At 65.9% G+C, this 26666-nt stretch carries 22 protein-coding genes; 3 read left to right on the top strand and 19 right to left on the bottom strand.

The genetic code is table 11. The features are described 5' to 3' along the window. The first annotated feature begins 36 nt into the window (after positions 1 to 36). Complete coding sequence (locus tag ACOGXA_RS00180) at positions 37 to 4236, top strand: fibronectin type III domain-containing protein (RefSeq protein ID WP_419925279.1); 4200 nt, start codon at positions 37 to 39, stop codon at positions 4234 to 4236. An 80-nt stretch (positions 4237 to 4316) separates the two neighbouring features. On the opposite strand, the gene ACOGXA_RS00175 is transcribed toward ACOGXA_RS00180, so the two are convergent. Continuing rightward, positions 4317 to 5492 (bottom strand): steroid 3-ketoacyl-CoA thiolase, encoded by a 1176-nt coding sequence (locus ACOGXA_RS00175; protein ID WP_419925278.1) that lies wholly within the window; start codon positions 5490 to 5492, stop codon positions 4317 to 4319. A gap of 93 nt (positions 5493 to 5585) precedes the next feature. On the opposite strand from ACOGXA_RS00175, the gene ACOGXA_RS00170 reads away from it, so the two are divergent. Beyond that, positions 5586 to 7253: a class I adenylate-forming enzyme family protein gene (locus ACOGXA_RS00170; protein WP_419925277.1), complete on the top strand. Its 1668-nt coding sequence runs from the start codon at positions 5586 to 5588 to the stop codon at positions 7251 to 7253. Positions 7254 to 7265: 12 nt separating this feature from the next. On the opposite strand, the gene ACOGXA_RS00165 is transcribed toward ACOGXA_RS00170, so the two are convergent. The 9 genes from ACOGXA_RS00165 to ACOGXA_RS00125 all read right to left on the bottom strand — a co-directional run bounded on the left by ACOGXA_RS00165 (position 7266) and on the right by ACOGXA_RS00125 (position 16767). Beyond that, positions 7266 to 8654, bottom strand: coding sequence for an amidohydrolase family protein (locus ACOGXA_RS00165; RefSeq protein WP_419925276.1), 1389 nt, complete (start codon positions 8652 to 8654; stop codon positions 7266 to 7268). 209 nt (positions 8655 to 8863) lie between these two features. Continuing rightward, on the bottom strand, positions 8864 to 9982 hold the full coding sequence (locus ACOGXA_RS00160) for a methyltransferase family protein (RefSeq protein ID WP_419925275.1): 1119 nt from the start codon (positions 9980 to 9982) through the stop codon (positions 8864 to 8866). A gap of 28 nt (positions 9983 to 10010) precedes the next feature. Next, complete coding sequence (locus ACOGXA_RS00155; RefSeq protein ID WP_419925274.1) at positions 10011 to 11045, bottom strand: zinc-binding dehydrogenase; 1035 nt, start codon at positions 11043 to 11045, stop codon at positions 10011 to 10013. Between the two features lie 10 nt (positions 11046 to 11055). Beyond that, complete coding sequence (locus ACOGXA_RS00150) at positions 11056 to 11451, bottom strand: type II toxin-antitoxin system VapC family toxin (protein ID WP_419925273.1); 396 nt, start codon at positions 11449 to 11451, stop codon at positions 11056 to 11058. Then, entirely contained in the window at positions 11448 to 11693 is a 246-nt protein-coding gene (locus tag ACOGXA_RS00145; RefSeq protein WP_419925272.1) for an antitoxin, read from the bottom strand. The genes ACOGXA_RS00150 and ACOGXA_RS00145 overlap by 4 nt, the downstream gene beginning before the upstream one ends. An 81-nt stretch (positions 11694 to 11774) precedes the next feature. Next, entirely contained in the window at positions 11775 to 12713 is a 939-nt protein-coding gene (locus ACOGXA_RS00140; RefSeq protein WP_419925271.1) for an ABC transporter permease, read from the bottom strand. Between the two features lie 4 nt (positions 12714 to 12717). Continuing rightward, entirely contained in the window at positions 12718 to 13809 is a 1092-nt protein-coding gene (locus ACOGXA_RS00135; RefSeq protein ID WP_419925270.1) for an ABC transporter permease, read from the bottom strand. A 64-nt stretch (positions 13810 to 13873) separates the two neighbouring features. Beyond that, complete coding sequence (locus ACOGXA_RS00130) at positions 13874 to 15505, bottom strand: ABC transporter ATP-binding protein (protein ID WP_419925269.1); 1632 nt, start codon at positions 15503 to 15505, stop codon at positions 13874 to 13876. Beyond that, entirely contained in the window at positions 15502 to 16767 is a 1266-nt protein-coding gene (locus ACOGXA_RS00125) for a hypothetical protein (RefSeq protein WP_419925268.1), read from the bottom strand. Before ACOGXA_RS00125 ends, ACOGXA_RS00130 begins: the two co-directional genes overlap by 4 nt. Positions 16768 to 16951: 184 nt before the next feature. Here ACOGXA_RS00125 and ACOGXA_RS00120 point away from each other — a divergent pair, with 184 nt between their 5' ends. Then, a complete protein-coding gene (locus ACOGXA_RS00120; protein WP_419925267.1) occupies positions 16952 to 17218 on the top strand; it encodes a hypothetical protein in 267 nt (88 codons plus the stop codon). A gap of 19 nt (positions 17219 to 17237) precedes the next feature. Here ACOGXA_RS00120 and ACOGXA_RS00115 read toward each other — a convergent pair whose 3' ends face one another. The 9 genes from ACOGXA_RS00115 to ACOGXA_RS00075 form a co-directional block, all read right to left on the bottom strand. Continuing rightward, a complete protein-coding gene (locus ACOGXA_RS00115; RefSeq protein ID WP_419925266.1) occupies positions 17238 to 18407 on the bottom strand; it encodes an aromatic ring-hydroxylating oxygenase subunit alpha in 1170 nt (389 codons plus the stop codon). A 4-nt stretch (positions 18408 to 18411) separates the two neighbouring features. Continuing rightward, a complete protein-coding gene (locus tag ACOGXA_RS00110) occupies positions 18412 to 19950 on the bottom strand; it encodes a class I adenylate-forming enzyme family protein (protein WP_419925265.1) in 1539 nt (512 codons plus the stop codon). Next, positions 19934 to 21529 carry a hydantoinase B/oxoprolinase family protein gene (locus ACOGXA_RS00105; RefSeq protein ID WP_419925264.1) on the bottom strand — a complete coding sequence of 532 codons (1596 nt, stop codon included), beginning with the start codon at positions 21527 to 21529 and terminating at the stop codon, positions 19934 to 19936. Before ACOGXA_RS00105 ends, ACOGXA_RS00110 begins: the two co-directional genes overlap by 17 nt. Then, the gene (locus ACOGXA_RS00100; protein ID WP_419925263.1) at positions 21526 to 23619 is read right to left on the bottom strand and encodes a hydantoinase/oxoprolinase family protein; all 2094 of its coding nucleotides are present in this window, start codon (positions 23617 to 23619) and stop codon (positions 21526 to 21528) included. Before ACOGXA_RS00100 ends, ACOGXA_RS00105 begins: the two co-directional genes overlap by 4 nt. A 43-nt stretch (positions 23620 to 23662) precedes the next feature. Further along, positions 23663 to 24046: a cupin domain-containing protein gene (locus ACOGXA_RS00095; RefSeq protein WP_419925262.1), complete on the bottom strand. Its 384-nt coding sequence runs from the start codon at positions 24044 to 24046 to the stop codon at positions 23663 to 23665. Positions 24047 to 24051: 5 nt separating this feature from the next. Continuing rightward, complete coding sequence (locus tag ACOGXA_RS00090; protein ID WP_419925261.1) at positions 24052 to 24534, bottom strand: VOC family protein; 483 nt, start codon at positions 24532 to 24534, stop codon at positions 24052 to 24054. Between the two features lie 75 nt (positions 24535 to 24609). Then, a complete protein-coding gene (locus ACOGXA_RS00085) occupies positions 24610 to 25305 on the bottom strand; it encodes a hypothetical protein (protein WP_419925260.1) in 696 nt (231 codons plus the stop codon). A gap of 165 nt (positions 25306 to 25470) precedes the next feature. Further along, complete coding sequence (locus ACOGXA_RS00080) at positions 25471 to 25899, bottom strand: type II toxin-antitoxin system HicB family antitoxin (protein ID WP_419925259.1); 429 nt, start codon at positions 25897 to 25899, stop codon at positions 25471 to 25473. Between the two features lie 108 nt (positions 25900 to 26007). Next, positions 26008 to 26646 carry an SDR family NAD(P)-dependent oxidoreductase gene (locus ACOGXA_RS00075; RefSeq protein WP_419927015.1) on the bottom strand — a complete coding sequence of 213 codons (639 nt, stop codon included), beginning with the start codon at positions 26644 to 26646 and terminating at the stop codon, positions 26008 to 26010. Positions 26647 to 26666: the final 20 nt, after the last annotated feature.

Genomic DNA, 26666 nt, shown 5'->3' with positions numbered 1-26666 from the left:
ACATCTGCTGGGACTGATTGGGATATAGTTTTGCCCATGCTCTTTGCAGGATGGCCAGCCTTTTTCAACGCCAGATCGTCCCGACGGGGTGTGGGGCTGGTGCTGGCAGTAATGCTGGCCGCGTCCGTGCTTGTCGTTGCCGGCACACCCGCAGCGACCGCGCAACCAGACTCGGCCGGCCAGAGCGCTGCGGAGCGCTGCTCAGCGTTCCACCTCTTTGGCGCCGAGCCGGTAGACGTGGCCAAGACCGCCGACGGCCAAACCGTTTTAGCCCAGGTCAGCTGGGGGTGGGATGAGAGCATCGGCTGCTACCTCGCCCTCGGCGGCGACGCAGTGGCCGCCTTGCGGGCCGCGGGCCGGACCGAGAGCCTGCCCCAGGGCCAGACCGCTGCCTCTATGCGCTGCTTCGAGCACCACCGGTTCGGCGCCGAGCCGGTGGACGCGGCCAAAACCGCCGACGGCCAAACCGTGCTGGCCCGCCTCAGCTGGGGGTGGGATGAGAGCATCGGCTGCTACCTCGCCCTCGACTCGACCGCAGTCGCCACGCTGCGCGCCGCCGCAGACACTTCAGAACCCCCCGGCGCTCCCGGCAACGTGGAGGCCACCGCCGGCGACGGCCAGATCACCGTAGCCTGGACCGCGCCCGACGACGGCGGGGCACCTATCGCCGACTACACCGTGGCCTACCAAGCCGACACCGCCGCCTGCCCGACCGACATCGACAACTCGTGGAATCCCCGCATAACCTCGAGCACCTCCACCACCCTCGGCGGCCTCGCCAACGGCACTGCCTACCGCGTGTGCGTCAGAGCCACCAACCGGGCGGGCGACAGCACCTGGAGCGGTACCACCGCCACCCCTGCAACCGTCCCCGGCGCTCCTGGCAGCGTGGAGGCCACCGCCGGCGACGGCCAACTCACCGCTACCTGGACCGCGCCCGACGACGGCGGGGCACCCATCACCGGCTACACCGTGGCCTACCAAGCCAACGCCTTCACCTGCCCGACGGCCACCACGATCGGCGCCTGGAATGTCCGCACCACGTCGGCCACTTCCACCACCATCGGCGGCCTCGCCAACAGCAACCAATACCGCCTCTGCGTCAGAGCCACCAACAGCGCCGGGAACAGCATCTGGAGCGGCACGAACAGCTCTCCGAGCGACCGGCCTGGCCGGCCCGCAAGCGTGCAATTCGCCGGCACCGGCCCCGACCGGCTGACCGTCGCCTGGGCCGCGCCCGCCTCCGTTGGCGCATCGGGCATCACCGGATACACCGTTCAATGGTGTACGGCGTCGGCCGCTATCAATGTCTGCGCCAGCTCTTGGAGTTCGGCCAGTGCCACAGGCACCAGCCACACGATCGGCGGCCTCGCCGGCGGCACCTCCTTCGGGGTTAGGGTCCAAGCTCTCAACAGCCGCGGAACCGGCCCGTGGAGCAGCACCCGATTCGCAACCACCGCGGCCGCCACTCCCCCGGGCACCCCCACTGGCCTGGTGGCCACCATCGACGACGGCCAAATCGACCTGCGGTGGAACGCGCCGTCCAACAACGGCGCCCCCATAACCGGATACAGCGTGGAGTGCCGGCTTGGCGGAACCGCCATCGCCGCCGGCAGCTGCGGCAGCATTGCCTGGACCAACTACACCTCCGTCTCGGGCACATCGGCCACCCTCTCCGGGCTGTCCAACGGGACCCCATACGACATCCGGGTGAGAGCCGCCAACCGAATAGGCAACAGCGCTTGGACCACCACAACCGCCACCCCAGCAGCCCCGCCCCGCATCCCTGCCAACGTCGTGGCTTCCCCCAGCGGCCGCAATATCCAGGTCACATGGACCGCCCCTGCCTCCGGTGGATCGCCCATTTCCAGCTACACCGTCCAATACTGCTCCGGCGCATGCACGAGCTGGCGGTCGACCACCGTCACCGGGAACCCGCCGGCCACCAGCGTCACCATTGCCGGCCTGTCCACCGGCACCACCTATCGCGTTCGGGTCCAAGCCCTCAACTCCGCCGGCATGAGCGGATGGAGCGCCACTGACTCGGCCACCACGCCATCCCGGCCCGGCGCACCCACCGGATTGACCATCACGAGCGTGGGGCGCAGCGAGTTGACAGCCATCTGGACTGCGCCCGCCTCACCATCGGGCATAAGCGGCTACAACGTGCAGCGGTGCAACGCGCGGGCCAACAACGACGGCACTTGGTCTTGCTCTAGCGGCTGGAGCAACGCGGGCACCGCCTCCAGCACCACCCACACCGTCACCGGCCTCACCGGCAACACCGCCTACCGCGTGCGTGCCCAAGCCTTCAACGCCGCCGGAGTCAGCGGGTGGAGCAATGCCTACACCGCAACCACCAATCCCCCCGACGTCCCAGGCGCACCATCGGGCCTCACCGCCACCCCGAACAGCCGCCAAATACGGCTGAGTTGGGCCGCGCCCGCGGCCAACGGGGCCCGCATCACCCGCTACACGGTGTACTGCCAAAACAACGGGGACACGACGACCGGAAGCTGTCGTTCCACCGACTGGACTCGATACACGACCACCAGCGGCACCTCCATCACCATCGGCGGCCTCACCAACGGCAATGAATACTCCGTGCGGGTGTTTGCCACCAACAGCGCCGGCGACGGAGGCACCACCTCGGCAACAGCCACCCCGGCCACCCGGCCCGGCCCGCCCACCGATATAGAAATCGTCCCGAGCTACCCCGGAGGCGGCGGGCTCACCCTTGCCGTGTCGTGGACTGCGCCCACTGACCAGGCCACTGGCGGGTCGGCCATCACCGGCTACACCGTGCAATACCGCGCCAGCAACGGCAATTGGAGCTTCGCCCATGCCGGCGGCGCAAGCACCCTCGAAATCAGCATCACCGGTCTCACCGTGGGCCCCCGGTATTACGTGCAAATCAGGTCCATCAACGCAGCCGGTGAGAGCAATTGGGTCCAAGCCTCCAGCGATCCGACCGGCACACCGGCCAAGCCTGCTGATCCGACCATCTCAAGCGTCAGCCGCGGCGAGTTGACCATAGGCTGGTCGGCGCCCGACCAAGGCGCATCGGCCATCACCGACTACGGCGTCCAGTGGTGTACCGCAAGAGAGAGGACCGTTACCAACAACGGGGTCGAGACAACCACGTATCCGTGTACCGGCTCGTGGCGCACCGCCGCGGACGCCGACATCGATGCCACCTCCACCAGCCACACCGTCACCGGTCTCACCGGCGCCACCGGCTACAGCGTGCGAGTCCGGGCCGTGAACCGCTTCGGGAACGGCCCGTGGAGCGATGTCAGCTTCGCTACCACCGATGCCCCCGCCGTCCCGGATGCGCCCTCCGGCCTCACCGCCACCCCGGACAGCGGCCGGATTGCCCTGCGGTGGGCCGCGCCCGCGGCCAACGGGGCCCGCATCACCCGCTACACGGTGGACTGCCAAAACAACGGGGACACGACGACCGGAAGCTGTCGTTTCTCCGACTGGACTCGATACACGACCACCAGCGGCACCTCCATCACCATCGGCGGCCTCACCAACGGCAATGAATACTCCGTGCGGGTGTTTGCCACCAACAGCGCCGGCGACGGAGGCACCACCTCGGCAACAGCCACCCCGGCCACCCGGCCCGGTCGGCCCACCGACATAGTATTCGCCGAAACCTACCCCGAAGGGGGTGGGGTCACCCTCAACGTGGCGTGGAAGGCCCCCGAAAACTTCGGGGGAACGGCCATCACCGGCTACACCCTGCAATACCGCGTCAGGGGCGGCAACTGGAGCTTCGCCTACTTCGGCGTCGACACCTCTTACTCCATCACCGGCCTCATCGTAGGCCGCCGATACGACGTGCAAATCAGGTCCCACAACGTGGCCGGCGAAAGCGGTTGGGCCCAAGCCTCCACCGCTCCCACCGGCAGACCCGCCGCTCCCTCCAGCTTGAGCGTCTCAGCAGCAGGCAGCGGCGAGTTGTCGGTAAGCTGGACCGCGCCCGACCAAGGCGCGTCAGATATCACTGGCTACAACATTCAGCGGTGTACCGCCAGGGAGACCACCAACAACGACGGTACAACCACGTCGCGTTGCATATCCGGCTGGAGCAGCGCTGGCACCGCCTCCAGTGACAGCCACACCATCGTCGGACTAGCCGATGCCACCTACTTCGGAGTACGGGTCCAAGCGGTCAACAGCCAAGGATCTGGCCCGTGGAGCGAGACCGAGTACGGCACCACCAGCTAGTTCGGGCTGACGCCCGCGCCAGCGGCAATCAGGCTCTGGGCATCAGGCTCTGGGAGGGCCTGCAACGCACCGGTGGAGAACTAGAGCCTCTCGATCAGGGTGCCCGTGCCCAGGCCACCGCCACAGCACATGGTGATGAGCCCTCGCCGGCCATCAGTGCGCTCCAGTTCGTGGAGCGCCTTGGTTACCAGGATCGAGCCGGTTCCCCCCAGCGGGTGGCCTAGGGCGATGGCGCCGCCGTTGGGGTTCACCCGCTCCATGTCGGGGACCACCTCGGCGGCCCAGCACAGCACCACCGAGGCGAACGCCTCGTTGATCTCCACCACGTCGATGTCGTCAATGGCTAGCCCGGCTCGCTCCAGCAGCCGATGAGTGGCCGGGATCGGCCCCTCCAGCATCAATACCGGGTCGCATCCCACCAGGCAGGCCTCCACCACCCGGGCCCTCGGGGTAAGGCCGATCTGCTCAGCCCGATCGGCGGTCATCATGAGCACTGCGCCGGCACCGTCGGAGATCTGCGATGACGACCCCGCGGTGTGTACCCCGTCGGGCCGGGCCACCGGCTTGAGGGTGGCCAGCCCTTCCAAGGTGGTGTCCCGCAAGCCCTCGTCGGTGCTGACGGTGGCCATCTCGTCGGTCCTCTTGCCGTCCTCATCCAGCACTGGGGCCTCGATGGGCACGATCTGGGTCTCGAACCGGCCCTCGGCCACCGCCCGGGCCGCTCGCTGCTGGGAAGCCTGGCCGAAACGGTCGCAGTCCTCCCGGGTGATGCCCCACTTGTCGGCCATCCGCTCCGCTCCCTCGAATTGGGAGGTGAGCTCGTAGTGGCCGAAGTAGTCGCGGGTCACCGGGCGGCCCACCCCGTCGGCGGTGGCGTTCGACCCGATGGGCACGATGCTCATACTCTCCACACCGCAGGCCAACACGGCGTCCTCCACCCCGGACTTCACCAAGCTGTACGCCAGATTCACCGCATGCTGCGACGAGCCGCACTGGGAGTCCACCGTGCTGCACGCCGTTTCGGTGGGCAGCCCGGCGGTGAGCCAGGCGGTGCGGGTCACGTTCATGGCCTGGGCCCCGATCTGGTCCACGCAGCCGCCCACCACCTGGCCGATGGCCGCCGGATCGATTCCCGACCGCTCCACCGCGGCCGTCTGGACCTGGCCGAGCAGCCCAGTGGGATGGACGGAAGACAAGCCACCGTTTCGCTTGCCTACTGGGGAGCGAACGGCTTCAACGATAACGACCTCAGTCATAGGCCCACGATAGATCCTGAGCCCCGGCATCAGCCCGTCGAAGCCGGTCTGCGACCAGTGAACAATCCCAGCCAGTGATTAGGGTTCAGAACCGTGGGTGTTCGCGAGGACGTGATCCAAGAGCTGACCGGGCCCGGGGGTGTGTTCGAGCTGGCCGCCGAAGAGGTTTTGGGGCAGCCGGCTGCGGTGTTCGCCAACCGGATGCGGTCGCTGAGGGAGATGGCGGCCAACACCGCCAGCTTCGGCGACCGGGAGTTCCTGGTGCTGGACCAGCAGCGGCTTACCTTCGACGACTTCATCGGCCAGGTGGCGGCAGCCGCCGTTGCCCTGCAACAGCGGGGAATCGGCCACGGCGACCGGGTGGCCATTTTCGCGGCCAACTGCCCCGAGTGGGTGGTGTCGTTCTTTGCCGCCACCAGCATCGGCGCCATCGTGTCGGCCTACAACGGCTGGTGGACCGCCGACGAGGTGGACTACGCCACCGTGTTGAGCGAGCCCGCGCTGGTGATCGCCGACCGCCCCCGCCTGGAGCGCTCCGGGTCGGGCCGAGCCGAGACACCGCTCCTGGTGATCGAGGACGACTGGGCCGACTTCATCGCCGTCGGCGCGGGGGCAACCCTTGAAGACATCGATGTCCCCCTGGCTGAGGACGACCCGGCGGTGATCTTGTTCACCAGCGGCACCACCGGACGCCCCAAGGGCGCGGTGGGTTCGCACCGGGGCCTGATCGGCTTCGTCCAATCCACCATGTGCAGCGGAGCAGTGCGGGTATTCGCCGAAAAGCGCACCAACCCCCCTCCCGATGGCAGCGAGGCCCCTAGCCCCCCGGCCCAGGCGGTCACGCTGGGCACCTCGCCGTTGTTCCACGTTTCGGGCCTGTACGGAACCACGCTTATCAGCATGACCACCGGGGGCAAGATCGTCTACCGGCGGGGCCGCTTCGATCCCGAAGCCGTGCTCCAGCTCATCCAAGACGAGGGGGTGACCTCATTCGCCGCGCTGGGCAGCATCGGATCACGGCTGGCCAATCATCCCCGCTTGGGGGAGTTCGACACCTCCAGCGTGGTCAACGTGGGCTTCGGCGGCGCGCCGGCCAGCCCGGCAGTGCAAGACCTGCTGCGCCAAGCCTTTCCCAGCGCCGCCCCGGCGGTGGGCATGGGATACGGGTCGTCAGAATCGGTGGCGGTCATCGCCGGCATCGGCGGAGCTGAGTATCGCGACCGACCCACATCATGCGGCCGGGTGGCCATCGGCTTCGAGGCCGAAATCCGCGGCCCCGACGGCCGGCCGCGGCCCGCCGGTCAAGAGGGCGACATCTGGTGCCGCAGTGCCTACACCATGCTTGAATACTGGAACGACCCCGAGGCCACCGCGGCCGCCATCGACGCAGACCGGTGGCTCAACACCGGTGACATCGGCTGCTTCGACACCGACGGCTATCTCTACATCAACTCGCGGGCCCGGGACATGATCCTGCGCAACGCCGAGAACATCTACCCGATCGAGATCGAATACCGCCTCGACGCCCACCCGTTGGTAGCGGAGTCGGCGGTGTTCGGCGTGGACCACCCCGAAGTGGGACAAGAAGTGAAGGCCGTGGTGGTGCCCTCCGCCAGCGCCCCATTGGACTTTGAGGAGCTGGCCCGGTGGTGCCGACAAGTGCTGGCCCCCTACAAAGTGCCCACCCTCTGGGAGTCCCGCCCCACCCCGCTGCCCCGCAACGCCGCCGGCAAGATCGTCAAGCGCGAGCTGTTCTCCTGAGCGGTGGGCCGCCTACCAAATGGGGAACTTGGCCTTGTCGGGGAGGCCGGATCGGGCCACTACTGCTTCTCCGGCCTGCTGGCAGCGGGCAAAGAAGGTGTCCTCGTCGATGGTGGTCATGCGGCCGGCCTCAACCACCTTCTGTCCGTCCACGAACACGGTGTGAACCCCCCGGCCGTCGGCTGACCACACGAGCTGGTTCATCACGTTCAACAGCGGCCGCCATTCGGGACGGTCGGTGTCGTGCAGCACCACGTCGGCCAGCTTGCCCGGCTCCAGCGAGCCGATCTCGTCTTGCATCAGCATGGTCCGGGCCCCGCCCAGGGTAGCCATCTCGTAGGCCTTCTCGGCCGGGAACATCTGTGGGTCCATGCGGGCGTCTTTGAACAATCCGGCCACTAGGTAGGTGGCCCGCATCAGATCGGAGTAGTTGGAGGCGTTGTTGCCGTCGGTGCCCAGGCTCACGTTCACGCCGGCAGTGACCATCTCGGGGATCTTGCCGATCTGGGTCACGCCGTAGCTCACCTTCAGCGCGGTGGTCGGGCAGTGGACAACTGACGTGCCCGCCCCGGCCAGAAGCTGGATTTCCTGGTGGTCCACATGCACGCAGTGGGTGATGGAGGTGTCGTCGCCCAGCACCCCCAGCTCGCCGAGGTGGACCATGGGCCGCTGGCCGAAGGCAGCGATGAAGGTGTCGGGGTCGAGCCGGGCGGGCGACATGTGGAAGTTGAGCCCCACGCCGTACTCGTCGGCTGTGACCCGGGCTGCTTGCCACAGGGGGTCGGAGCAAGTGGTGTGGCCCACCACCATCGACCACGCCCCGAGCCGTCCACCGGCAGCGCCCCGGAATCGCTCGACGGTGTCCCGAATGTTGGCGATGGCCTCGTCGGTGTCTTGGCGGTACACGCTGGGTTCGGGGGGAAGGTCCCACACCCACTTGCCGATCCGCCCCCGGATGCCGGCTTCTTCCAGCCCGTCCATCACCTCGTCGACGAATCGGATGGTGCCCGCCTCCAGAAAGCAAGTGGTGCCCGACTTGAGCATCTCCACCGCGGCCAACTGGCCCGAGAGCCGCTCCTCCTCGGCCGTGTACACCGAATACAGCGGGCACAGCCATTGGAACACGTTTTCCTCAAACGGGGTGTCGTCGGGGACGTATCCCCGGGTGAGGGGCTCGCCGGTGATGTGGATGTGGGTGTTTACCAGCCCCGGCGTTACCACGAAGCGGTCGCCGCCCACCGTCTCGGATGCCTGGTAGCGGGCTTCGAGGTCGGATGCTTTGCCCACTTCGACAATCTGGTTGCCCCGGATCGCCACTGCGCCGTGGCGGATGATGTCGCGGGTCGGGTTCATGGTGACCAGGTACCAGCCCTTGATCAGCGTGTCGATGTGCTCGGTCATGGTGCTCCTATTTTGTATTGGCGCGCGTCCGGGCGGCGGCTCTTGGATTCGGTTGGTGGCGCTTGTCCGGCGGGGCGGCGGGGCCTGTCCCGGCCCAGCCCGCCGTCCTCCGCGGGGTCCGGGCGGCGGGCGCCCTGAGCCGGGCCACCCACCGCCCCGCCTCGCCATGTGTCCCCAAGAAGAGCCGCCGCCCTTGCGTCTCTATCCATCTATGAACCCTCTTTTGTTTGTTGAGAATTTCTGGGTTTTGTCGCGGTGTAGGCGTATTGGTGGCCGATGGGCTCTATTAGGCGGATGGACTCGAAACCGGCTCCTTGGAGCCAGGCGGCGACCTGCGACGCGGCTATGGGGAAGCCGTGGACGGTGCTGGCCATCATGGTCATGCCCATGAGCACGCTGTGGGGGCTCCATTGGGGTTCGGGGGCGGTGAAGTAGTCGGCCAATAGGAGGCGGCCTTCGGGGCGCAGGGCCTGGTGTGCTCTGGCGATGAGGCGGCGGGCGCCGTCGGGGCCCTCGGTGCGGCAGACATGGCCCAGCACTGTGATGTCGTAGCCCTCGGACTCGATGTCGATGGTGTGGAAGTCGCCGGGGCGGAACTCGCAGCGGTCGGCCACTCCGTGCTCGACGGTGGTGCGGCGGGCCACGTCGATCACCCCGTTGAGGTCGTTGACCACCGCGGTGGCCCCCGGGCAGGCCTTGAGCACGGCGATGGCCCACGGCGCTCCGCCCGCCCCCAGATCCAGTACCCTCGGGGCGGTCATGGCGCTGTAGCGAACCTGGAGGTCGGCTCGGGTGGCGGCTCCGAGCATGGTGGTGAAGGTGCCCTCCACCAGGGGCCGGTAGAAATCGGCCGGGTCGTCGTCGATCGGCTCGGCAGGGCGGCCAGCCCGGATGGTGTCGGCTAGCCGCGACCAGTTGTCCAATGGGCCGGGGGCCACCGGCACCAGCGAGGCCATCGACGCCGCGCCATCGGTGGTGAGATAGCGGGCCGCGGCGTCGTTCAGGCCATACCGACCGTCCACCCGTTCGAGCAGCCCGAGCACCGCAAGCGAGTCGAGCAGCGCCTCCAGGTGGGGGGCTGATACTTCAAGCTCTGCGGCCAGCTCCGGCGCGGTCACTTCCGGTGGGACTCCGGGATGGGCACCCCGGTCGGACAGGGCATCGAACACTCCCAGCTCCAAGGCGGCAACCAGCACGTGGAATGAGCCGAACCCGCTGATGACCTCCCACACCGGGGCTGACGGCGGGGGCTTGTGATCGGTCCAGGGGCGGCCCACCCGCTCAGGAACGTGGGACTTCTTCAGCTCGGGATACGGGGAATCAACCACTCGCTCTCCCGGACTCCATCGACTCTGTTCAGGGCTTCAGCAGGATCTTGCCGAAGAAGTCGCTGGCCAGCATCTTGTCTTGGGCTTCGGCTGCGTTGGCCAACTCGAACACCGAGTCGACCGCGGCGGTGAAGCCGTCGCCGCAGAAGGTGTCCCACGCCGGGCCGAATTCCTCGGGACGATAGGGATCGGACCCCAGGATCTTGATGCCGGAGTGGAACACGTAGCCCAACGACGGAATGACCGCCTCGTCGCCGGAGGAGTTGCCGCAGTTCACCAGCCTCCCCCCGATGCCCAGCGCGAACAGCGACGGGCCGAACAGGGCGGTGCCAACATGGTCGAACACCATGTGGACACCGGCTCCGGCAGTCAGCTCGCGAGCCCACCCGGCCACGTCACCGGTTCGGTTGTTGAGCGCATGGTCTGCCCCCAGCTCCAAGGCCCGCTGGCATTTCTCGTCAGTGCCTGCGGTGGCCAAAACGGTGGCCCCGGCGTTGACGGCAAATTGGATGGCGGCCACCGACACCCCCGACCCCGCGGCGTGGATCATCACCGTTTCGCCCGCAATTAGGCCACCTACCTCGAATAGTCCATGGGCGGCGGTGAGATAGCAGGTGGGGAAGGTGGCTGCGGTCTCCAGCGATATGGCGTGAGGCACTGGATAGACGTGGGACGCCGGCACCAGGCACCGCTCGGCGTAGCCCCCGTCGACGGTGCCGCCGATGATGCCCAGCTCGCCATACAGGTCGCCTCGTCCCCCCAGCTTGGAGCGGTCTTCCACCCCGGCCAGCGACGGATCCACCACCACCCGGTCACCCACGGCCACCCCATCGACCTCGGCGCCCACCTCAGAAACCACCCCGGCCACGTCCATCCCCGCAATGTGGGGCAGCGTGAACCCCGGCATGGCAAACCACCCGTTGCGCTGCACCACATCCAGCCGGTTGAGCGCAGCAGCCACCACATCCACCACCACATCCACCGGTCCCGGCTCAGGATCTGCCACCTCCTCATAACAGAGCACCTCGGCCCCGCCAGGCTCGTGGTATCGCATCGCTTTCATGGCCGCACCCTTACTTCAGCCGCTCGACCCATTCGATTGCGTCAAAGCCACTGTCAAAGCTGAATATGCGCCGGGTTCCGGCCTCCCGCATCACCGCGGCGTGCAGTGCATCGCGCGCCGACAAACCAGCCGCCGTCTCCAGCAGGTCTCGGGCAGCGCGCACAACAGGCAAATCGAAGCTCAAAACTTCGTCGACCAGGCCATCCAAACTCTCGAAAGCAGCATCAATGGCCTCCTTGCGCCGAATGGCGCAATATCGATGGAGGATCTCCTGATACACCTCCACATCTGTGATGAAGCGCTCGCCTTCGGTAACCAGCTGGGTCAACATCGCCACAGCCCTGTCTTTGTTCGGGTGCTCTGCGCCCACCAGGTACATGGGCACGTTGGAGTCGACAAAGATCAATCCAGTCCCCGCCCTGCGTCAATCTCATCGAGCATCACATCAATGTCCGCAGAGGGATACCGGTATTTAGACGCCTCCGCGATCACTCGCAGCTTCGCTTCCATCGTCCCAGTTTGGCCGCTCTTGGCCTCGCGCAAAGCCTGCCTCACCCACTCCGCCAACGTCATCCGCTGCTTGCGAGCGATCCCCTGAAACTCAACGTACTCCTGTTCGTCCAGCAACACTTGCAGGCGTTTTGACACAGCAACAGCCTATTTGCCTCATCGCTAATGAGTCAACATTTGCGCCACTTGCACCACCGACCCAAGTCCGAAGCGCTCAGATCATTTCAACCCGCGGACAAATGGTTGGGCCAAGGCGGCGGGGGGGCGTACCCGTTTGGCGAAGATGGCCATGGCCCCGATGGTCACCAGATAGGGCAGGGCCTGCAACAACTCGGTATTCAACTCATATCCCAGACCCTGCACGGAAAGTCGGAACGACAAGGCGCCGGCAAACAAAACACAGCCCGCCATGGTGCCCCACAGCGTCCATCCGCCGAAGATCACCGCGGCTATGGCGATGAACCCCCGGCCACCGATAATGGAATCGTCGAACGCGGCAAGCTGGGCAAACAGGAAATACGCCCCGCCCAGCCCGGAGGTCAGCCCGGCGTAGTAAATCGCCTGGCGGCGACGGCGGTTCACGTCGATGCCGCTCACGTCGGCCGACTGGGGGTTCTCCCCCGCCGCCCGCAGTTCCAGTCCCCATCGAGTGCGGTACACCAGCCACCACGAGAACGGCACCAGTCCGTACAAGAGAAAGAACGGCCACGGCGCCCCGAACAGCGCCTCGCCTATCAAGGGGATATCCACCAGCAGCGGTATCTCCAGATTTGAGGCCCGATCGGCCTGGGGTTCGATTTCCCGATCCAAGAACCCGACCAAGCCGAAGACCAATATGTTGAGAGTAAGGCCTACCACGAATTGGTCGGCGGTGAGGCGGTGGCTCATCTCGGCCTGCACTGCGGCCACCAGCATCCCGCCGATGGCACCGAACACCAAACCCACCGCAATCGAATCGGTGAGGTGATATCCGAGGATTCCGGCAAAGGCTCCGCTCAGCAGCATCCCCTCCACCGAGATGTTCAAAGTGCCCGAACGCTCAGCCACCCACTCTCCGGTGGCCGCGAAACCCAGCAACGCGGCGAACAGCGCGCCGTTGATATAGGTGGACTCGCTGGACAGCACATCGCCTACTGCGGTGAAGAAGTCGATCAGCACAGCATCACACTCTCTCGGTGGCCGCGGCCCGGGCCCGGCGGCGATCCCGCAGGAATATCACGGCGGGGGGAACCAACAAGGCCAGCACCAGGAGTCCCTGAACCACATCGGTTATTCGGCTCTCTACCCCGGTGCTGTTCACGAACCCCGATCCGGTCCTCAGCCCGGCGAACACGAACGCGGCCACTACCGCGGGCAGGGCCCGCTCCCGGGCGACCAGGGCAACTAACAGCCCTGTCCAGCCGATGTTGTCGGAGAAGCCGGGCACCAGCCGATAGTTGCCGAAGTAGAAGCCGCCGCCGGCAAACATGGCCGCCCCGGCCAATCCGGCAAAGCCCCCTCCGATGGCCAACGCAGTGGCCCCATAGACGGTGGATGACACCCCGGCCCGCTGGGCGGCTCTGGGGTTGTGCCCCAGCATCCGGAGGCGGAAACCCCACACGGTTCGAGCCAGCACATAAGCCACCACCACAGCCAAAGCCAGCGCAACGTAGACGGTTATGGGAAACTCATTGCCGAAAATATTGGGGCGGGGAATCCGGTTGTCGTCGGCTAGCTGCTGGCTCACCTGGTTGCGGTTGCCTCGATCCGCTCCCGGTGCCAGCAACAGCCAGTCCTGCCTCAGGCCATAGCCCACCGCCTGGGTGGCGACAATTACCAGCAGAAGCGTGCTCAACACTTCGGGAACTCCCCGCCAATAGCGCAGCAACACGGCCACCGAGGCCCAAACCGCTCCACCCACCGCGCCGAACAGCATGATTACCACCAGGTTCAGCGGGCCGGGACCGCCGATGAGATAGCCGAAATAGGTGGCGAACGCCGCGCCGATGAACAGTTGGCCCTCTTGGCCGATGTTGATCAATCCGGCCTTGGCCGAGATAACCGTGCCCAGCGCCACCAGCAGCAGGGGAACGGCTACTCCGAGGGTTTCCCCCCAACGGCCGGACGACATGATGCTGCCGTCCACCAAGGCCTCTACCACCGGCCACCAGTCACCTCCAGTGGCCTCCACGATGACGCTGGCCAAGGCCAGAGCCACCGCAACGCTGAAGGCATACATGACCACCCACTCGGCAAGCCGCGCGCCGCGGGTCATGTCACGGCGCCAACTTCAGGTGGGCGGTGCCACTGCCCTGGGCCGTCAGGTGTGATCGACTCAGTCATGCTTCGCTGCCTCCCATGAGGAGACCGAGGGTTTCGAGGTTGGCGTCGGCGTGGGAGAGCTCGCCGACGATCCGGCCCCGGGACATAACTGCGATCCGATCGGCCAAATCCAGGATTTCCTCCAACTCGCTGGATATCAACAGCACGGCCACTCCGCTGGCCGCGGCCCGGCGGATCCTGTCGGTCATGTATTCAATTGCCCCCACATCCAACCCCCGAGTGGGTTGGGCCGCCACCAGAACATCAGGCTCGGCAGCCAGTTCCCGGGCCAGCACTACCCGCTGCTGGTTGCCTCCCGATAGCGACCACAGCGGGGCATCGGGGCCAGCGCACCCGATGTCGAACTCGTCGATCATCTGCTGGGCTGTCTTTGCCATTCTCCGCTTGTCCATTACCCCATTTCGTGCCACCCGGTGCGGGTCCACCATGAGCAGGTTCTCCGCCACGGTCATGTCCAGCACCACGCCCGAGTCGTGGCGGTCTTCGGGAATGACGGCCACCCCAGCCTTGGCCATGGCCCCGGGGGCGCCAGTGGGCACCTCCGCGCCGTTGACCACCACCCGGCCGGCATTCAGTGAGACCAAGCTGGACAGCAGATCGCCCAGACTTCGCTGGCCGTTGCCCTCCACACCGGCCACACCAACTATCTCGCCCGCCCACAGATCCAGGCTGATGTCGTCCAACATCCGCGCCCCGCCCCATCCTCGCACGGTGACTCCGTCAATCTGGAGGATTGGCCTATCCGAGACAGTTGCTCCCAGAGGCGTTGGGTCGTCGGTTGAGGCTACTTCTTCAAATCTGGGATATTCCTCGTCGCTCTCGTCAACCGCCAATAGGCCGAAGGCGGCCCGCTCGGATCGCAGCGAAACGTCCCTACCCACCATGGCCCGGGCCAGGCTGGGGGCATCGGCCTCCATCGTGGGCTTGCGATCCACCACCCGGCCCTGGCGCATGATTGTGATCTCGTCGGTGGCATGCAGCACCTCATCCAGCTTGTGGCTAACCAGCACCACTGTCCGACCCTCTGCCGCCACCACCTCGCGCAGCGTGGTGAAGAGCTGTTCAGATTCCTCGGGGGTCAGCACCGAGGTGGGCTCGTCGAACACCAGGATGTGGGGGTCGCGGCGCAAGCACTTGACGATCTCCACCCGTTGCCTCAAACCAGCGGTGAGACTGCCCACTCGGGCGTCGGGATCGATGTCCAAGCCGTACTGCTCGCTTATCGCTGCTACCCGGTCGCGCACCCCCGTTGACTTCAACCGGCCCGCCTCGCCAAGGGCCACGTTCTCCCACACCGAAAGCTGGTCGACCAGGCTGAAGTGCTGATGAACCATGGCAATGCCCAGGGCCGCAGCAGCCTGCGGATCGTGAATGGCGTGTGGCCGGCCGTCGATGCGGATCGACCCGGCGTCAGGCAAGACCAAGCCGATGAGCACCTTCATCAGCGTGGATTTGCCAGCACCGTTCTCGCCCAAGATTCCGTGGATGCGACCCCGATTCAGGGTCAGGTCAACTTGATCGCAGGCGACGATGCCGCCAAAGCGCTTGGAGATGCCAATCAGTTCGACGACGGGTGCTGGAGGGTCGGGACCCCCGGCACCGGCCGTCTCAGCCATTCCGTCGGTCACCCGCCATAGGCGGCACCAGAGATTCCGCCGAGCACGCCTAGCAGCTCGCCGTCGGTGGCTATGGCATCAAAGGCATCAGACAGCAGCGCTTCCGCCCCCGCCGACGGGTCGCACAGCTCGGCGCCGTTGAGTCCTTGCTGGGTCGGGAACGGGAAAGTGCCGCCCTCAATCAACTCACCGGAGATGATGAGCCTCAGCGCTTGCTCGGCGTAGCGACCGCCGTCAAACACGATGCTGCCGGACCAGTCGATCCCGTCATCGCGAGCGCAGATGTCTGCCGGTCCGGCCGCAAACACGGCAATGCCTTCGTCGGTGGCCAACTGGCCGACCGGGTTCAGCGCCCCGCCCAGATAGGCGTATGCCAAAGTAGCGCCTTCGGCAATGGCATTGGTCAACGCGGCGGTGGCATTGGCTGAGTTGTCGAAATCGAACGGGAAGTCCCCAGTGGACACGTACACCATCTCAAACGACGGATCCACAGTCTGGAGGCCATACACGGTGGCGTTGTAAGCCTCCTGCTCGAATGGCAAGTCGCAGCAGCCCAAGAACACCGCGGTGTCGCCGCCATAGTCGGCCAGCACGGCGCCCATGGCTACGCCGGCGGTGTAGTGGATTGGCGATCCCCAGTCGGTGGCTTGAGCCAGCCCCGGTGTCTCCGGGAATCCCGCGCCACAGTTGCAGTACCAGAAGATGTCGGGGAACTGCTCAGTGAGGTCGGCGAGAGGCTCAGCGATCTCGCTGGCGCCCACCAGGATGATATCCACCCCTTGAGCTGCGAGGTCGGCCATGGCCTGCGCGGCCTCGGCCGAGCCGATCCTGTCGCTCACAATAGGCGGAGCGAACCCATTCTCAGCCGAGAAGTTCCCAGCGAAGTCCACCAGCGCCTGGTAGTAGCCCTGGTCGTCGCGAGGTCCAGCCGCCGCTACCCCGATGGTGAGGGTGCCGTCGTCATTGGCATCGAAGGTGTCCAGCAGCGCCTGCATCTCCAAGTCTACCGGAGGCTCCGTGGGTTCCGGCTCGGGCTCGGGCTCATCGTCCATCGGCTCCGGCTCGTCATCCATTGGCTCTGGCTCATCGTCCATTGGCTCGGGCTCGGGCTCATCGTCCGTCGGCTCGGGCGCCGGGGCAGGGGCCTCCGTGGGCTGCTCTACCGCGGCGCCGCCATCATCGTCGTCGTCGTTGCCGCAGCCGGCGGCCACCAAAGTCAGCACCGAAAGCAGCGCGGCCAGCAGCCACAATTTGCGGGTGAGTCGTCTCGTCATCGTTCCCCTCCTGAGATGTCGGTCCATTCGGCCCAATGACCGCTCAGCAGCCTACTCGCGCCGTCCTTTCCCCGTCCTGCCGATCTCCAGACTCCGAACGGCTGTTGCCGCACACCCCGACCCGAGCGGTATGCTTGGCCCAGCTTCCCCCAGCAATCCTCCCGAACCAGATGAGGAGAACCTCATGGACCAAGCCATACTCGCCCTGCTGGGGGTAATCATCACCCTGATGCTCTATCTCGACCGAGGCCGACGCGCCGACATCGCCCAGCTTCGACAAGAAGTTCACCAGGGCGAAGCCCGACTGCGGGAAGAAATGCAAAGGGGTTTCGCCTATCTCCACGAGCGAATCGACAAGCTGACCGAAGTGGTTATGGACTTGGTCAACCGAGTGGGTCGGCTTGAGGGCCGGGCCGAAGCCGCCTCGACACCGACCCAGCCTTCCAAATAGTCGCGACCCGTCAGCCCTTTTATTTGCTCGTCGGCCAGTGCTGACGGTAGCGCTGCACCAGCCAGCGGTTGAACTGCACGTGGGTTTCCTCCTGCCAGGAGTACCGGCCCCGAACCGCAAAGCGCGACCGCATTCCCCGCTGCACTTTGGTGGTGGCGTCTTGGTCTTGGGCCACGAACACCTGCACACCGTCGTCGCTGGCCTGGAACAGATGCTCGAACATGGGGTGCTCCAGTGAGTCGGGATGCAGCAGGTAACCGATCTCCACGTCGATGGTCTCCGCCGAGGTGGGCCGCACGATGAAGAAGAACGCCATGTCGGGGGCGGTGCCGAAGCACAGGGAGGGTGGGATCAGCGCGAACGTGGACCGCCAACGCTCCTCTTCGGTGAGCTTGGGGAACACCGGCAACAGGGCCTTGCGTGTGGCGTTGAACCCGCCGTCGATGTGGGTGTAGCCATTCTCCCGGAAGATCACGTTGGAGTCGTCCGACCACGGCACCGGGAACCGGGCCATCTCCGAGGGGCAGAAGTCCTGGATCACCTGGTGGAGGCGATTTGCGTGGTAGCCGTCGTTGAAGTTCTCGAACATGACCTTCCAGTTCCAGGGAAGGCCTTCGAGTGTGAAAGTGCCAGGGCACACGCAGTTGTCCAGCTCATAGTTGGATAGGTACGGCTCATAGCGCTCCAGGGTCGGAGCCAAAGGTGAGGCCTCCGAGTTGAAGTTGACGAAGATGAACCCGTGCCACAGCTCCACCGCCAGATTGGGCAGGCCCCAATCGTCGTGGTCGAATCCCTCGGTGCGCTCCATGGCCGGGGCACCCATCAGGCGGCCGTCGAGCCGATAACTCCAGTGGTGGTAGGGGCACCGGAACGAGCGGCCGTTTCCCTCACCCTCCACCACCTGCATGCCCCGGTGGCGGCAGATGGCCGAGAACGCCCCAATGGAGCCGTCCCTCTGGCGGGCCACGATGACCGGCTCGCTGTTCACCGTGGTGGTGAACCAGTCGCCAGCCTCGGGGATGCGGCTGGCCACTCCCACACAGCACCACTCGTGCTCGAACAGCGCCCGGCGTTCGAAGGCCAGGAACTCCTCTGAGGTGTAGATCTCGGGGGGAAGGGTCACCGCGGTGGCCACGTCGGTGATCGAGCCCTCGAATGAGTCGAGCAGTTCACCGGTAAGCACGGTCATTTGGTCACCCCCTTGTCGCTTCCGCCTCTTGTCGTAGCAGGAATTTGCGGATCTTTCCCACACTGGTGCGGGGCAGTTCCTCCATAAGAGTAAACGAGCGGGGCAGCTTGGCCTTGGCCAGGCGCTGGTGGCACCAAGACGCCAGCTCGTCGACCGCCGGTGGGGAGTTTGGGTCGGCGGGCACCACGAAGGCCACCGGCACCTCATCGCGCATCGGATCGGGGGCGCCCACCACCGCGGCTTCCAGCACCGCGGGGTGCGAGGACAGCACCGACTCCACTTCCATGATTGATACGTTCTCCCCCGCCACCTTGAGCACATCGGAGCGGCGGCCGTCGAAGTAGTGGCGGCCGTCGGCATCGACCGCCGCTCGGTCGCCAGTGCGGAACCAGCCGTCGGCGGTGAATGAGGCGGCGGTGGTGTCCGGGTCGTCCAGGTATCCGGCGAACAGCGTTGCCCCCGGCTCTCCTCCCACCAGCACTTCACCGTCGCGCACGATCACCTGGCAACCGGGAGTGACCTGGCCCATGGACGACGGCACAGGGTTGTCGGCCGGCTCGGTGAGCACCGCGGGGATGGTCTCGGTCATGCCGTAGAGCTGGCGGGGACGGCATCCCAACCACTGGGCCAGTGTGTCGTACTGGTCGTCGGCGATGTTTTGGGCATACCAGCAGTGGCGCAACCCCACTCCGTTTGTGGGAGTGCCTCGGGCCAGGATCATCCGCATGGGGGCGGCGAACAGGCTGGCGCAGGTGGCCTGGTGGCGGGCGGCCTGAGGGAGGAACCCGCTGGCCGAGAACGAGGGCATGAGCGCCACCGAGGCCCCCGTCCAGATGGCTGAGGCGAACGAGTAGTACTGGGCGTTGGCGTGAAACAGCGGCAGAACCACTAGTTGGCGGTCGTCGGAGGTCAAATCTGCCCGCTCCGCCATGACCTGGCCGCAGAAGGCATAGTTGGCCTGGGTGACCTCCACCCCCTTGGGCCGCCCGGTGGTACCCGAGGTGAACATCACCGCGGCCCGGTCCCGCGGGCCGACCGCGGGCCAGTCCACCTGGGCGTTCCCTATGAGCGCATCGAGGCTGCCGCTGGCTTCGTCCACCTCGGTGATGGCCATACCGGGGCGGCCCGCGGCGGCTTGGCGGTATACGCCGGCTCGGTCGGTGGCGCAGAAACCGGCCTGCGGCCCGGTGCGCTCGATGTGGTCGGCCAGTTCCGGCACTTTGCCCATGGGGTCGGATGGCACAATCCACGCTCCCAGGCGGTTGGCGGCCAGCCACAGGGCCACGAACGCCGGAGTGTTGGTCAGCGCCAAATGCACCGAGCTGCCAGGGATAACCCCCCGCTGAATCAACCCAGCAGCCACATCGCTGACAGCCGCGTCAAACTGCTCATAAGTCCAGCCGGCAACACCCCCGTCAGGCCGCTCGAACACCAAGAACACCGCATCGGATCGTCGGTCAACCGACCGACCCCACACATCAGCGAACGACAAGGGAGTGTGGATGAGCGGGCCGTTTTGGGCAGGATCAGCCGTCGGGCTCATCTGGGGCCCCGTAGCCTCCGCCGCCGGGCAGATTGAGGCGCACAACATCGTCGGGTTTGAGGGTGATCCGGCTCTGGGTGGTGACCGGCTCGCCGTTCACCTCGAATGATCCCGCCTGGCCCGGACCCCCGCCGAAGATGCCCTGCGGTGGGTCGGACAGGCGGCTGGTCACCGCGTTGAGCAGCCAGGGGCGGGAGGTGTCCACGCTGAACTCGATGGTTTGGCCCTTGCCCCCTGGTTGATCGCCGGGCCCCTCGGAACCAGGACGCAGCGCCTTGCGGGTGAAGCGCACCGGAGCAGAGGCCTCGACCACTTCGATGGGCACCGCGCTCACCCCCGTTGGATAGGAGCAGGCGTCCAAACCGGGCTTGGACGCCCTGGCACCCACCCCTCCGGCGTAGGTGAACATGGCGGTGATGAACGGGCTGCCGTCGTCGTGGTTGCCGCTCACCTGCATGGTCCAGACCGCACCCGCCCCCTCGGCCATGGACTCCTCCGGCTTGACCTGGGCTAGGGCCTTGAGCAGGGCGTTGGGCAGGAACATGCCGACGACGTGGCGGGCAGTGCCCGGCTGGGGCAGCACCGCGTTCACGATCGACCCCTCGGGGGCGGACATCTTGATCGGGGCCAGGCTGCCGTGGTTGTTGGGGATCTCGGGGTTCAGCACCGAGCGCACGGTGAACGTGGTGTAGGCGTGGGTGTAGTTGCGAACCACGTTGATGCCCCACGGGCTGGCCTCAGAGGTCCCGGCATAGTCCACGAAGATCTCCCCGGCGTCGGGGTCTACCCGCAATGAGCACACGATGTTGATGCGGCTGCCGTCGGCCAGATCCAGCACTGCGTCGGCTTGGTACTCCCCCGCGGGCAGCTCAGCGATGCTGGCCCGGGTGGCCGACTCGGATCGGCTGATGATCTCATCAGCCAACTCCTCGATGTCGTCGAGGCCATGGGAGTCGCACAGGGCGGCGAGGCGCTGGGCGCCCACTTCTCCCGACGCCATCTGAGCGTGCAGGTCGCCGGCCATGTGGTCGGGCTGGCGGACGTTGGACAGGATGAACTTCCACACGTCCTCATTGCGCTCGCCGGCCCGCATGAGCTTGCAGATGGGGATCCACAGGCCCTCTTCGAAGCAGTCCCGGGCCCCGGCGCCGATGCCGTAGCCCCCGACGTCGGTGTGGTGGATGGTGGAGCCGAAGTAGGCGATGGGCACGGGATCGCCGGCCGTGGCTGGGCTGCGCCACACCGGCACCAGCACGGTCACGTCTAGCAACTGGCCCGCGGTGAGGTAGGGGTCGTTGGTGATCAGCACGTCGCCGGGCTCGAGGGCGTCGGGGGGGAACTCCTCCAGCATGTTGGCCGCGCCGATGGCCAGCGAGTTGATGTGGCCGGGAGTGCCGGTAACCGCCTGGGCCACCATGCGGCCCTGCTTGTCGAACACTGCGTTGGCCAGGTCGCCAGCCTCGCGCACGATGGGGCTGAACGCGGCCCGCTGAAGGGCCCGGGCCTGCTCGTTCACCACCGAGATGAGCGACTGCCACAAGATCTCCAACTGGATGGGGTCGTAGGTGGTCTGGCTCATTTCTCCTCCAACACGGCGATGAGGCTGGCGTCGTCGGCGACGGTCACATTCCACCCAGGGCGGATGATCGACGTCGTCTCCCGCTCCTCCACCAGAGCGGGACCGGGGAACGACATGCCGACGGCCAGGTCGGCGCGTCGGTAGACCGGGACCTCCACCGCATCCTGCTCCCTGCCAAACACCGCCTTTCGGGACGAAGCCGGCTGGGGCGCTCTTTCGGCTGTGGTCTGAAGCCCCTCGGCACCTGCTTCGGCTATCTCGGCCGGGTCGGCTCGGGCTGAGAGGCGCCAGGTGACCACCTCGATGGCCACATCGTCGATGGTCATGCCATAGATGCGGCGGTATTCGGCCTCGAATGCTCCAACTATCTCGTCGTCGGACGCCTCCCAGGCATCCCCCACGCCCGCCCAAATGGTGATCTCGTTTCCCTGGCCGGTGTAACGGGCGTCGATGCCGTAGCGGAAGCCGATGTCGGACTCGGGCACGCCCGCGCTGAGCAGCACCCGGCGGCCCTCCTCTCGCAACTCGTCCAGCAAGCCGTCCCGTTCGGCTGGGTCCACCTCGGCCAGTTTCACCGGCATAGAGCGGGCCAGGTCGATCCGCACCGGCGACACCAGCGTCCCGAAAGCCGACAGCACGCTGGCGTTCACCGGGAACACCACCCGATCTGAGTCCAACAGCTCGGCCACCCGGCAGGCATGGGGCGGTCCGGCCCCGCCGAAGGCCAGCACGGTGACACCTCGTAAGTCGACCCCTCGCTCCACCGCGTGCATACGGGCGGCAGCAGCCATGTTCTGGCTGACCACCTCGTACATTCCCGCCGCGGTGTCCGTGACCGACAGACCGAGGCCGTCGGCTAACGGTTCTATAGCCGACTGGGCAAGGCCAGCGTCCAGGGGCATGTCGCCGCCCAGGAAGGCGTCGGGGTCGAGCAGCCCGAGCACCACGTCAGCGTCGGTCACCGCCGGCTGTTCGCCGCCCTGGCCGTAGCAAGCCGGACCGGGATCAGCTCCGGACGACTCGGGGCCCACCTTGAGCAGCCCGAACTGGTCTAGGTGGGCCAGGCTGCCGCCGCCGGCGCCGATCTCAACCAAATCCACCGACGGCACTGACACCGGAAATCCCGATCCCTTCTTGAACCGGTAGCGCCGGGCCACTTCGAAGGTGGTGGTCAGCGCGGGCTCGCCGTCTTCCACCAGGGTGGCCTTGGCGGTGGTGCCCCCCATGTCGAAGGCCAGCAGTCGGTCTTCCCCCATGCGGTTAGCGAACCACCGGGCGGCCAGGGCGCCCGCGGCCGGACCGGATTCCACCAACCGGATCGGGGCAGCGGCCGCGTCGTCGGCCGACACCACCCCGCCGTTGGACAGCATCATCAGCACCGACCCGCCGAACCCCTCAGCCGAGAGCCACTTCTGAAGCTCGTCCAGATAAGGCCCGATGATCGGCATGGTGGCCGCGTTGCAGGCCGCGGTGATCATGCGGGGGTACTCCCGGATCTGGGGAGAAATGTCAGCCGAGGCGCACACCGGCACCCCCAGCTCCCGACGCAGTTCGTCGGCCAGCCTCCGCTCGTTGGCCGGGTTGACATAGGAATTGAGCAGGCAAACCGCCACCGACTCGACCCTGGCTTGGGCCAGTTCGCCCACCAGCGCGGCGATGGCTGGCGGCGTTGGCTCGGCCAGCACCTCGCCGGTGGCCGCGGTGCGCTCGTCGATCTCGAAGGTGAGCTCCCGGCTGATGGGGGGGTCGGGGAACTCGATCTGGAGGTCGTACATGTCGTAGCGGTGCTCATCGCGGATCAGCAGGGTGTCGCCGAACCCGGTGGTGGTGACCAGACCGGCCCGCCCGGTCTTGTTCTCGATCAGGGCGTTGGTGATCAGCGTAGTGGCGTGGACGATGGGCGCGGTGATCTCGCCGGGGGCCACCCCAGCCCGGCTGAGGAGTTGGCCGACCGCGGTCTGCACACCCTCGAGGGGAGCAGTCGGGGTGGTGAGGGCTTTGTTGACGGTTACCGCGCCGGTGGCCGCGTCGAGCAGCACTGCGTCGGTGAACGTGCCCCCGATGTCAACCGCCAGCCTCCAGTCCGACACGGCCCTAGCCCTCTACCGGCTGTTGATGGGAGGCGGGCACTGCCTAGCCTGCAATCAGATCGTCGCGGGGCGGGGTGAACACGTCGAGGATCCAGCACTCCCCGTACTCGTCGTCGCCGATGAACACCGAGTCGCCGTGCCACACGCCCTTGGGTGCTATGTAAGCCTCACCCTCGCCCAACACCACCCGCTCCTCGCTGTCGGGATCGTCATTGATGCGGAAGTCGAGCTTGCCCCGAACGATGATGCCGAGCTGCTCGTGGTCTTCGTGGCGGTGCAGGAACGACCCGGTTACCCCTCCGGCTATTCGCCAGAAGCAGAGTTGGAGCCTGTCGCCGGTGATGACCCGACGGCGGAAACCCTCCCGATCGGTCTCGACAAACAGGTCGTCGTCGTAGAAGTAGCAGTACTGGTTGGCGAGGTTCATGGCGATTAGTCGTCGGAGGCCAGAGCAGCAAACCGCCGCTGCTCCCGAACAAGATCCAAGGGGCGGATGATGGCCTGGTTCTCCTCATCGCCCCAGTGCTCGGCCGGCACTAGCCACATGACCTCGAACTCCAATCCGTCGGGGTCTTTGGCATACAGGCTCTTGTTGGCCCCGTGGTCGCTCTCGCCGTGGAGAGCGCCCGCGTCCATGAGCCGCTGGCGCACTGCGGCCAACTCCTCCAGAGTGGGCACCTCCCAGGCGATGTGGTACATCCCCACCGACCGGCGACCGGCCGCCGACGGCTCGGCCCCGTCGCCTATTGAGAAAAACGCGATGTCGTGGTGGTTCCCCGACGCCGGCGCCCGCATGAACACGAACCGCCCCGGCTCATCGATGATGGTCTCGAATCCGAGTACCTCGGAATAGAACTGCTGCTGGCGCCGGGCATCCCGCACGTACAGCACCGCATGGTTCATCCCGGTAATCATGAGGTGATTCTTCCCATATGACCCAAGCGTAGCGGAAGCACAGGGCCTTTAGATTTGTCGAAATTTTACTTGACTCTACTTGGCGCGGCTCTGCCCTGGCGGAGGGGGGAGCCAGGGCAGAGCCGCTTGGTTGTGGCGAATGCTCGAGACGGTAAAGACCACGACGGCAGAGGGAATGCCGTACATCCAAAGAGGCACGGGATAAAAGGCCCATACGTTGGCTGAGTCGGAGTGGGCTGAAATTACGCTCAATACCAGAAACGCACTTGCTACTCCTATGCACATTGCTATAAGCATTTTTCTGTTCAATGGAGAAGCCGCTAATACGAGTATTACTGGAGTTCCACCAACCACTATGAAGTATAGCGGTCTGAGAAAATTAGCACTCCAGTGCTCGGCACGATAAACCTCAAGTTCGCCTAATAAAGCACCGAACAGAGCACTGGAATACAACCAAACGAGTTTCACATTTACAATGGCCTGCGTTCTGGCTTGTCGAAAATGAAGGTGGACATTCATGTCATTCTCTTTTGTGCTGGCTAGGCGGTCGGAATCCTGATGCCAGTCCCCCGACCGCTTTGGTATCTCTTTAAGATACTGGACGAACAACTCACATGGAAGCTGAACCGGTGTCAAAACATGACGAGTTTTTGTCATGTTTTGACACTTGACGCGAGTTGCATCAGCGTGTATGAGCGTGTCTGGAGTGATGCCGATCACGCCATCTTTGGCCTCAACTCCATTGACGGGCCGTCGGCGCCGTTGGGCCACACCTCGCACCCTCCCGACACCACGCGATCAGCAGTTCGTTCTGGTCGTGGCTGTGGGGCGGGACGTGGTAGCCGGTGGGCCCTGGATAAGTTTGGCGCCCTCGGTGGCGAACATTTCTGGGGTGCCCGACTGACGGCTGGCAGCGGACTTGTTTCGTCGCGCCAATCAGGCGGGAACGACCTCAACCACCAGGCTGTGGCCGACGGCCGCAAGGGCTTTGTTCACTTGACCGATGTGGGAGCGGTGGTCGGGATTCACCAATCGCCGCGCCGCGGCCTCGCTGACGCCAAGTCGCCGGGCCAGTTCCACTTTGGTCACCTGCTGGGCTCTCATGGCGGAGTAGAGAGCCAGCTTTGCGGCCACCACTGTAGGCACAGCCACCATCTCCTGTCCGACTGCTCGTTCTCCAGGCTCAGGAATATCACTTCCTTCCAATACGTGCCCAGCCAATGCAACGGCTAGAGCATCAGAGGCCAGGTACAACGCCTCGCTTCGATCCGGTCCCCCCGTGATGGCCTGCGGCACATCGGGAAACGAGACGATAAACCAACCCTCTTCATCTTGACGAAGATCACAGGGATAGGCGTAAATCATGATTCAGAATTCCTTCGAGTCGATTCCAAGTTGCCTCAGCATTTCCAACAGCAAGCCCTTGGAGAGTTCGCCCACCCTCAGGCTCATCTGCCCGGTGCCGAGTTGCAGTTAGGGCTCGAATACCTGGAGGTCGGGGCGGTCTTCTAGGAGGTAGTCGTTGGCCAGGTCCTCGGTGAGGTGGCGGCCGGAGAAGGCGTCGAGGGCGTCGAGGGTGAGGCCGCCGTCTTGGTACACGGCCACCTCTCGCTGGGGCTCGCTCAGGCGGCTCACGATGTCGCCGGAGATGTGGAACGTGCGCCCGGTTACATGGCGGGCGGCGTCGGTGCACAGCCACACCACCATCGGGGCGATCTTTCGGGGCGCGTAAGCCTCGTCGGTGTCGTCGGGAGTGGGGGCGGCGCCGCCCCGGGGGGCCATGGTGATGGCCATGAGATCGGTCCACCGAGCGGTGCGGATGGCGTACTCCGCGGTGGATGCCCCCACAGCCCGGGGCCGGATGGCGTTGCACCGAACCCCGAATCGGCCCAACTCCCGGGCCGCAGTGCGGGTCAGGCCGATCACGCCCTCTTTGGCGGCGGAGTAGGCGCAGTGCGACGGGTGGCCGAAGCCCGACCCCGAGCTGGTGTTTATGATCACGCTGGTGTCCTGTTGCACCAGATGGGGCACGGCGTGTTTGATCATGGCGAAATAGCCCTTGAGGTTGACCCCAACGGTGAGGTCCCACTCCTCCTCGGTGAAGCGCCAGATGTCGTTGTTGCGCCCGGCGG

This window comes from Candidatus Poriferisocius sp., from assembly GCF_965208475.1.
GTDB lineage: Bacteria > Actinomycetota > Acidimicrobiia > Acidimicrobiales > Bin134 > Poriferisocius.
Note: the sequence above shows the minus strand (reverse complement) of the source record. Positions and strands in the feature narration are given on the sequence as shown.

Excerpts from the sequence above, each read along its gene's own strand:
- ACOGXA_RS00080 (WP_419925259.1), bottom strand. The coding sequence starts at position 25,899 with ATGATTTACGCCTATCCCTGTGATCTTCGTCAAGATGAAGAGGGTTGG.
- ACOGXA_RS00105 (WP_419925264.1), bottom strand. The coding sequence starts at position 21,529 with ATGAGCCAGACCACCTACGACCCCATCCAGTTGGAGATCTTGTGGCAG.
- ACOGXA_RS00125 (WP_419925268.1), bottom strand. The coding sequence starts at position 16,767 with ATGACGAGACGACTCACCCGCAAATTGTGGCTGCTGGCCGCGCTGCTT.
- ACOGXA_RS00120 (WP_419925267.1), top strand. The coding sequence starts at position 16,952 with ATGGACCAAGCCATACTCGCCCTGCTGGGGGTAATCATCACCCTGATG.
- ACOGXA_RS00135 (WP_419925270.1), bottom strand. The coding sequence starts at position 13,809 with ATGACCCGCGGCGCGCGGCTTGCCGAGTGGGTGGTCATGTATGCCTTC.
- ACOGXA_RS00180 (WP_419925279.1), top strand. The coding sequence starts at position 37 with ATGCTCTTTGCAGGATGGCCAGCCTTTTTCAACGCCAGATCGTCCCGA.
- ACOGXA_RS00155 (WP_419925274.1), bottom strand. The coding sequence starts at position 11,045 with ATGAAAGCGATGCGATACCACGAGCCTGGCGGGGCCGAGGTGCTCTGT.
- ACOGXA_RS00090 (WP_419925261.1), bottom strand. The coding sequence starts at position 24,534 with ATGATTACCGGGATGAACCATGCGGTGCTGTACGTGCGGGATGCCCGG.
- ACOGXA_RS00110 (WP_419925265.1), bottom strand. The coding sequence starts at position 19,950 with ATGAGCCCGACGGCTGATCCTGCCCAAAACGGCCCGCTCATCCACACT.
- ACOGXA_RS00115 (WP_419925266.1), bottom strand. The coding sequence starts at position 18,407 with ATGACCGTGCTTACCGGTGAACTGCTCGACTCATTCGAGGGCTCGATC.
- ACOGXA_RS00095 (WP_419925262.1), bottom strand. The coding sequence starts at position 24,046 with ATGAACCTCGCCAACCAGTACTGCTACTTCTACGACGACGACCTGTTT.
- ACOGXA_RS00165 (WP_419925276.1), bottom strand. The coding sequence starts at position 8,654 with ATGACCGAGCACATCGACACGCTGATCAAGGGCTGGTACCTGGTCACC.
- ACOGXA_RS00175 (WP_419925278.1), bottom strand. The coding sequence starts at position 5,492 with ATGACTGAGGTCGTTATCGTTGAAGCCGTTCGCTCCCCAGTAGGCAAG.